This window comes from Fibrobacter sp. UBA4309 (assembly GCF_002395745.1).
Taxonomy (GTDB): Bacteria; Fibrobacterota; Fibrobacteria; order Fibrobacterales; family Fibrobacteraceae; genus Fibrobacter.
In genome coordinates this window covers 1-7789 of sequence record NZ_DGUN01000050.1, presented here as the reverse complement: position 1 = coordinate 7789, position 7789 = coordinate 1, and the positions used below count along the sequence as shown (strand labels likewise).

7 protein-coding genes are annotated in these 7789 nt (G+C 53.9%); 4 read left to right on the top strand and 3 right to left on the bottom strand.

Features of this window, described 5'->3' with window-relative positions:
- Positions 1-131: 131 nt before the first annotated feature.
- Complete coding sequence (locus B3M32_RS07230; RefSeq protein ID WP_290744676.1) at positions 132-1175, bottom strand: FISUMP domain-containing protein; 1044 nt, start codon at positions 1173-1175, stop codon at positions 132-134.
- A gap of 7 nt (positions 1176-1182) precedes the next feature.
- On the opposite strand from B3M32_RS07230, the gene B3M32_RS07225 reads away from it, so the two are divergent.
- The 4 genes from B3M32_RS07225 to B3M32_RS07210 all read left to right on the top strand — a co-directional run bounded on the left by B3M32_RS07225 (position 1183) and on the right by B3M32_RS07210 (position 5591).
- Positions 1183-1572, top strand: coding sequence for a hypothetical protein (locus B3M32_RS07225; RefSeq protein ID WP_290744674.1), 390 nt, complete (start codon positions 1183-1185; stop codon positions 1570-1572).
- 269 nt (positions 1573-1841) lie between these two features.
- Positions 1842-2651, top strand: a complete 810-nt coding sequence (dapF, locus tag B3M32_RS07220) for a diaminopimelate epimerase (RefSeq protein WP_290744672.1) — start codon at positions 1842-1844, stop codon at positions 2649-2651.
- A 180-nt stretch (positions 2652-2831) separates the two neighbouring features.
- Positions 2832-4040 carry an LL-diaminopimelate aminotransferase gene (locus B3M32_RS07215; protein WP_290744670.1) on the top strand — a complete coding sequence of 403 codons (1209 nt, stop codon included), beginning with the start codon at positions 2832-2834 and terminating at the stop codon, positions 4038-4040.
- Between the two features lie 30 nt (positions 4041-4070).
- A complete protein-coding gene (locus B3M32_RS07210) occupies positions 4071-5591 on the top strand; it encodes a sigma 54-interacting transcriptional regulator (RefSeq protein ID WP_290744667.1) in 1521 nt (506 codons plus the stop codon).
- A 33-nt stretch (positions 5592-5624) separates the two neighbouring features.
- Here the strand turns inward: B3M32_RS07210 and B3M32_RS07205 are convergent, their stop codons facing one another.
- Positions 5625-6872, bottom strand: coding sequence for a CobW family GTP-binding protein (locus B3M32_RS07205; RefSeq protein WP_290744665.1), 1248 nt, complete (start codon positions 6870-6872; stop codon positions 5625-5627).
- 191 nt (positions 6873-7063) lie between these two features.
- On the bottom strand, positions 7064-7789 hold a 726-nt coding region (locus B3M32_RS07200), incomplete at its 5' end, for a phosphoribosylaminoimidazolesuccinocarboxamide synthase (protein ID WP_290744663.1).

Here is a 7789-nt window from a genome sequence, read left to right as displayed (position 1 = left end):
GCTTGCGGGCAGCTTCAACGCGGGCAGGAATGCGGGCGTAGACGCCCTGGATCATGTCGAAATTGAAAAGCATAGTCTCTTGGGGTTATAGGTTGAATTTTCGGGCGTAAAGATAGAAAAATAGACAGGATTTAGTCTTTTACGCAACGCAGACTGCGGCCCCGAACAAGCAGGATCCCTTCATCAACTCTGAACCAGTCCTTGCCTGTGGTTGCAAAGATGTGGTAAGCTAATGCTTGGTTGTTTGCGCAATAGTTACAATATTTGGCGGTAGATGTCCAGACATATGCGCGCCTTCCGTTGGGGAAAAGTTCCGGGCCGTCGGTGTTACTGACTGGGAGGAGTGCAAATCCCGACTCGTTTGTCGCAATGTCTTCGTTCCCGTCAGAGTCGTATTCCCATCCGCAGGTGGATCTCAGTTTTACGATGCCTCCCGAGCAATCTGGGAAACTTGTCTGGTTCTCGTCTTCGCATTCCGCGCCAACGGCCTTGCCCAAAGTCATCCATTCAGAAACTGTGGGAACATGCCAACCGCTAGGACAAATTCCCTGCTGGGGATTTTCCCATGTTCCGAAAAGGGTGTCCTTTATAAAAGGCCCTTCCATCATTTCGTCGGTATTGAGATTCATGACGCTCATGAAATTATAGAGCTGCCCGTACAGGGCGCAACTGTCTGCATCCGCATCGCACCAATGGCCGCCTACCAGGTTGGGCGTTTTTTCTTCGTCGGCGTAAGCCAGGTTTTCCGCCATCCAGGTCTGTTCTCCGATTTTAACGGTGGCGTAGAACTGATTGTCGCGTTCGTCCACTAAGCAGTGGTATTCGACGTCCGGGTTCAGAAATTTCCAACTGGGCTTCGACTTCCCTTCACAGCCGATAACCGTGGGAGCCTTGTCGTAAAGGTGGCAGGATTTCTGCACCGCTGAAGATGAAATTGCACTTGAAGATGAAGACTTAGGAGATTCCGAAGAAGAACTGCTTTTCTCGGTTCCTGCAGGGCAGGGCTTGACTATTTCGGGATACCAGGTTCCGTCCTTGCAGGTGACTAATATCTTGCTGTCTTCCGTCAGCAGGATGTAACCTTCTTTATCGCAGTTGTTGCCTTTAAATGCAAGATACTCTTCCCAGGAGGGAATGATTTCGTTGTAGCGGACGCTCGTGACGCATTCCTTCATCGTGGGAATGGTGCTGGAACTGCTTTGGACACTTGAAGATGAATTTTTTGCATTGTTTTTCGCGGAACTTTTGCCTTGTTCTGAGCCTGCCTTGTCAGATGCTGAACTCGAAGACTCATTTAGGTTGGATTCTTTTGCACTGCTGGAAACTTCGGAAAGTTCTTGTGCTGGCGATGTGCTGGATTCGTCATCTCCACAGGCGATAAATGCGATGAATGCAAAACAAATTGATAATTTTTTTATCATAATTCTCCTCGTATCTCTTACAACAAAAGGTAAAAAAAATAGACAGGATTTAGTCTTTTACGCAACGCAGACTGCGGACCCGAACAAGCAGGGTCCCTTCATCAACTTTGAACCAGTCCTTGCCAGTGGTTGCAAAGATATGGTAAGCTAATGCACTGTTGTTTGCGCAATAGTCACAATATTTGGCGGTAGATGTCCAGACATATGCGCGCTTTCCGTTGGGGAAAAGTTCCCTCCCGAGCAATCTGGGGAAACTGGTCTACACTTGTTTTACATAAAATGTAAAAAGTGTCAATACGCTTTACATAAAATGTAAATAAGTCAAACTTGTAAAGCGCGAAATTATTCAAAAATCGCCGTTTTGAGCGGAATTTTAACAAAATCTGTAAAATTGGCACGATTCTTGCAAATAAGGGGCGTATGAATATCAATTTTTCTAAATGGACGGGACTCGGTAACGATTTCGTTTTATTGGAACCGGGTCAAAAAGTGGAATACGGTGCAGGTTTCGAAAAGCTTGTCGTCAAGCTGTGTGACAGGCGTTTCGGCATCGGGGCGGATGGAGTCGTCATCGTGACTCCGGTGGACAATTCTGGTGTCGATTTCGAGATGCGCATTTTCAATGCGGACGGTAGCGAGGCTGCCATGTGCGGCAACGCGACGCGCTGCGTGGCAAAGTTTATCCGTAGTCGCGGTCTCGCCAAGTCCCCGGAAACGACGTCCTTCAACCTGCATACGAAAAGCGGTATCGTGAAACCGAAATTGTTGGACGATGGCCGCGTGTGCGTGGACATGGGTAAACCGAGGAACTTCCTCGGCACAATCAAGCTCACGGCGGACTGCTACGACTTTACTGCCGAGACTGTTTCGATGGGGAATCCGCACGCGGTGATTTTCGTGGACGATGTCGAAAAGATTCAGCTTGAAAACTGGGGACGCATTCTGGAATGCGACAAGCAGTTCCCCGACAGGTGCAATATTGAATTCGCACAGCTGGTGGCGCCCGCACACATCCGCATGCGGGTGTGGGAACGGGGTTGCGGCGTCACCATGGCGTGCGGAACCGGAAGTTGCGCAACCCTCGTCGCGGCCCAGCGCGCTGGCCACGTGGGCGCCGAAGCCGACATCATCCTGGATGGCGGCGTTCTCCATGTCAAGCACGAAGAAGACGGCCCGGTACTTATGACCGGCCCCGCGGAAGAAGTCTTCAGAGGAGAGATAGGGCTATGAGGCTCGAGAAGTAGTATGCAGTGTGAGGAACCATCAATCCCGTGAACTGCGGTTATAAAAGTGATGGATTCTCCTTCGGAGAATGACATCTAAGTTCTAAACTCTAAGTTCTAAATCCACACCTCTCCCTAACGCTTTCTCTCGTCTAACCACCAATCACTAACCACTTCCTACTAAACCATGAACGACTCCTACATCAACTCTTTCTACGATCGCCTGCCGGGCAGCTACCTGTTCTCCACAATTGCCAAGAAAATCAAGGAATACCAGGGCTCGCACGAAAATGCCGACATTATCCGCCTGGGAATCGGCGACGTGACCACTCCGCTTATTCCCGAAGTCATCAAGGCCATGCACAAGGCCGTTGACGAGATGGGGGTCAAGGATACCTTCCGCGGTTATGGTCCGGAACAGGGCTACGACTTCGTGCGCGAGGCAATCGTGCGCGGCGAATACACGGCCCGCGGTATCGAGATGGATCCGGACGATATCTTCGTGAGCGACGGTTCCAAGTGCGACGTGGCGAACATCCAGGAGCTCTTCTCCGGTGACGCCCGCATCGCCATTCCTGACCCGGTTTATCCGGTATATCTCGACTCCAACGTGATGGCGGGCCGTACGGGGATTCTCCAGGCTGACGGCCACTTCTCCGAAGTGACCTATCTTGCTTCTACGGCCGAGAACAGTTTCCAGCCCGACCTTCCCAGGAATCCGGTGCAGCTGATCTATCTGTGCAGTCCGAACAATCCGACGGGAACGGTGCTGAGTCGCGAGACGCTGCAGAAGTTCGTCAACTACGCCAACGAAAACGGCGCGCTGATTCTTTTCGACGGCGCCTACAACTGCTATATCCAGGACGAAACGCTCCCGCATTCCATTTACGAAATTCCCGGTGCGCGTACCTGCGCCATCGAGTTCCGCAGCTTCAGCAAGACGGCTGGCTTTACGGGCGTGCGCTGCGCCTACACGGTCATTCCTCACGAACTTTCCAAGCTCCGTGCCATGTGGAACCGCCGCCAGTGCACCAAGTTCAACGGAGTGAACTACGTGACGCAGCGTGCTGCCGAGGCTATCTATACTGCGGAAGGCTGGAAGCAGACCCGGGGCGTCATCAAGGGCTACATGGATACGGCTAAGGTTATCCGCCAGGAACTGACGGCGGCCGGCTATACGGTATTCGGCGGCGAGCACGCCCCCTATATCTGGTGGAAAATTCCCGATGGCGAAAAGTCCTTCGACTTCTTCGACAGGCTGCTGGCCACCTGCGAGGTGGTGGGTACTCCCGGTAGCGGATTCGGTCCCTGCGGCGAAGGGTACTTCCGCCTGACCGCCTTTGGCGATCACGAACGTACAAAAGAAGCCCTTCGGAGAATAAAAGAAAGGCTTTAGCTTCAACAATCTTTTTCTATTTTACATTTTATGAAAAACCCTATCGGTCCAGATATTTCGGTCATCCAGAAGATCAGTGTCGCCATTATTCACGAGCGCAATGTACAGAAATTGCTGGAAAACGTCCTCGACATCCTGGAAACAGAGCTTGGCATGCTCCGCGGGACTTTTGCGCTCCTGTTCGGCGATACCCTGAAAATCGAGGCTTCGCGCGGTCTTGAAGAATCCGAGAAGCAAAAGGGACTTTACCGTATGGGCGAGGGTATTACGGGCCACGTTGCAGAACGCGGTATCAGCCACGTTATCCCCGACCTGCGCAAGGATTCCAGGTTCCTGAACAGGACCGGATCCCGCCATTACGATTCCCAGGTGGCTTTTATATGCGTACCGCTGATTCACGACGAACAGATTATCGGTACGCTCTCGATTGACCGCCCCGTAGACGGCACGACGGATTTGGACCGCGACGTGGCATTGCTCGAAATCATCGCGAATATCACGGGCGATGCGGCGAACGAATGCATCGAGCTGCATAACGAACAGCAGGCGATGATTGACGAAAACCGCAAGCTCCGCGACATGCTTTCGAACAATCACGGCGAGATGGTGGGTAACTGCCGTGAAATGCAGATTGTTTACGAACAGCTCCACCAGGTGGCACCCAGCGACGCGACCGTGCTTATCCGCGGCGGCAGCGGTACGGGTAAGGAAATGATTGCCCGTGCCATCGTGAACCTGTCCGGAAGGAAGGACAAGCCGTTCATTATCCTGAACTGCGCGGCTCTCCCCGAAAACCTTGTGGAAAGCGAACTTTTTGGACACGAGAAGGGCGCATTTACGGGAGCGATGGCTCGCCGTATTGGCCGTGCCGAAGCGGCAGACGGCGGAACGCTTTTCCTGGACGAAATTGGCGATTTGACCATGCAAACCCAGGTCAAACTGTTGCGCTTTTTGCAGGAACGAACCTTTAGCCGCGTGGGCAGCAACGAAGAAATCCATGCCGACGTGCGTTTCTTGGCGGCGACGAGCCGTAACCTCGAAGAGCTCATGGCCCAGGGCAAGTTCCGCGAGGACCTTTACTACCGCCTGAATATTTTCCCTATCGTGATGCCCGACCTGGCAAAGCGCAAGAGCGATATTATCTTGCTGGCGGAACATTTTATAGACAAGTTCAACGTGAAGTACGGAAAGAAGATTACGCGCCTTTCGACGACGGCCATCAATTTGCTTATGAGCTACCACTGGCCGGGTAACGTGCGTGAACTCGAGAACTGCATTGAACGAGCCGTGCTTACGGCGAAAGATGAATGCGTACACAGCTTCAACTTGCCGCCTTCGTTGCAGACGAGCGTTACTTCGGGCAACGGAAGTTCCATTGTGCTGACAGGCGCCCCGCTCGACGTGATGTTGCAGAATTACGAGAAGGAAATTCTCACCGAAGCCATCAAGCAGAACGACGGTAATCTCTCTGCTGCGGGCCGCAGCCTTGGCGTTTCGCCCCGCATGATGAATTACCGCATGAATAAACTGGGAATCAGGTCAGGACACTGATGCCCGTTGCGACATTGAGCCTGGACGGCTGGGCTATTTGCCCAGGCAGTTGTCCATAGCGGCGATAATCTTCTTCTTGTCCATGTGCTGGCCGATGAAGACGAGACGGATGATGCGGTCTCCGTATTCGGCGTCCCATACCTTCAGCAGGTCGGGATTCTCGCGCAAGATCCTCTTCTGTTCCTCTTCGCTTTCGCTGGCGAACCACGGTCCGAAATTCTGGGCGGACGCCTGCTTGCCGGCCTGTTCGAACAGGTAGCTGTTGTTGCGTTCGTCTTCGAACCACACGAGTCCCTTGGTGCGGATGATGCTCGTGGGGTAGTTGTCGAGGAACGTCTCGAAGCGGTCGCGGATTAGCGGGCGGCGGCGTTCGTACACGAAAGTGCCGATGCCGTATTCGTCGCCGTGCGGATGGTCCTTGTCGTGGTGGTGGCCGCAGTGGCACACGCCATGCTCATGGTCGCAGTGGCTATGGTCTTCGTCGTCATGGTCATGATGGTGATGCTCGTGTTCATCATGGTCATCGTCATCTTCGTCTTCGGGCTTCGTCTCCTTCATGAGTTCCTTGGCCCAGGCGGCGGAGTTCCCGACCTTCTCGAAGTCGAACTGCTTGGTGTCGAGGATGTCCTTCATCTCGACCTTGCCGTAGTTCGTCTCGATCATCTTGGCTTCGGGCTGCAGCGCGCGGACCACCGCCTTCACGTGCTCGAGGTCGTTCTTGCTGATGGAATCGACCTTGTTCATGATAATGGTGTTGCAGAATTCAATCTGCTGGATGAGGAGGTTCGCGATGTCTTCTTCTTCGAGGTTGTTCGCGAGCAACTTCTGGCCGCCCGCGAATTCATCGGCGAGGCGGGCCACGTCTACCACGGAGACGATGTTGTCGAGGTGGCAGGCGAGGGGGCGACCGTCGCGGCTCTGCAGCTGGCTGCCCGCCATGCAGATGGTCTGCGCGATAGGCACGGGTTCGCAGATACCGCTTGCTTCGATGAGGATGTAGTCGAACTTGTTCATCTCAAGGAGTTCGGCAATCTGTTCCAGGAGGTCGGTCTTGAGGCTGCAGCAGATGCACCCGTTGGAAAGCGGCACCACCTTGCCGGAATCTTCCTTCGTGATGTTTCCGCCCTTCTCGATGAGCGTCTGGTCGATGTTCACTTCGCCGATGTCGTTCACGATGACGGCGACGTGGTAACCCTGCTGGTTGTTGAGCACGAAGTTCAGGAGGGTCGTCTTTCCGGCTCCGAGGTAACCGGTGAGCAGCGTTATAGGTACAGATTTCATTTTTATATCCTTCGGATGAAAGTTTTTCTCTTTAAAAAAGGCCGCAGGCCCTGGAGCCGACGACCTGGATTACGTTTTGCGCGAACAGCGGTCGCCTTGTGAGCGACAAGTGCCTAGTATTGACTAGGCGCGGTCGCGAGAGTGAGCGCAGACCGGAGAATAAATCCCCGAGTCTAGCGCGAACGGTCGCATTACAATTCCGGCTGCTTGCCGGTGAGGCGCACGAAGATTTCTTCGTACTTCGCGAGCGTGTTCTTCACGACTTCGGGCGGAATTTCCGGACCCGGGTAGGTCTTGCCCCAGTCGAGAGTTTCGAGCCAGTCGCGAACGTACTGCTTGTCGAAGCTTTCCTGGTTCTTGCCCACCTGGTACTTGTCGGCCGGCCAGTAACGGCTGGAGTCCGGCGTGAGCACTTCGTCGATGAGGATGGTTTCGCCATCGATTTCACCGAATTCGAACTTGGTGTCGGCGAGGATGATGCCTTTGGAGGCAGCGTAGTCGCGGGCCTTCGTGTAGATGTCGAGGGACATGTCACGGAGAGTGGTAGCGACCTTTTCGCCAACGATGTCGAAGGTCTGTTCGAAGCTGATGTTTTCGTCGTGGCCAACGTCGGGCTTGGTGCTCGGCGTGTAGAGCGGCTTTTCGAGCTTCTGGCAGAGCTGCATGTTGGAGGGGAGCACGTGACCGCAGATGCGGCCCGTCTTCTGGTAGTCCTTCCAGCCGGAACCCACGATGTAGCCGCGCACGATGCATTCCACGGAGTGGCGGTGGGCCTTTTTGACGATCATGGAACGGCCGCGGAGGTAGTCGGCGTGCTTCTTGAGCACTTCCGGGTATTCGTTCACGTCGGCGGTGATGAGGTGGTTCTTCATGCCGAGGTGCTTGAACCAGAACAGCGAAAGCTGGTTGAGGATTTT

What these genes read in the sequence shown, in the direction of transcription:
- B3M32_RS07230 (WP_290744676.1), bottom strand. Translation starts at nt 1,175, where the DNA reads ATGAAGGAATGCGTCACGAGCGTCCGCTACAACGAAATCATTCCCTCC.
- B3M32_RS07225 (WP_290744674.1), top strand. Translation starts at nt 1,183, where the DNA reads ATGGTGCTGGAACTGCTTTGGACACTTGAAGATGAATTTTTTGCATTG.
- dapF (WP_290744672.1), top strand. Translation starts at nt 1,842, where the DNA reads ATGAATATCAATTTTTCTAAATGGACGGGACTCGGTAACGATTTCGTT.
- B3M32_RS07215 (WP_290744670.1), top strand. Translation starts at nt 2,832, where the DNA reads ATGAACGACTCCTACATCAACTCTTTCTACGATCGCCTGCCGGGCAGC.
- B3M32_RS07210 (WP_290744667.1), top strand. Translation starts at nt 4,071, where the DNA reads ATGAAAAACCCTATCGGTCCAGATATTTCGGTCATCCAGAAGATCAGT.
- B3M32_RS07205 (WP_290744665.1), bottom strand. Translation starts at nt 6,872, where the DNA reads ATGAAATCTGTACCTATAACGCTGCTCACCGGTTACCTCGGAGCCGGA.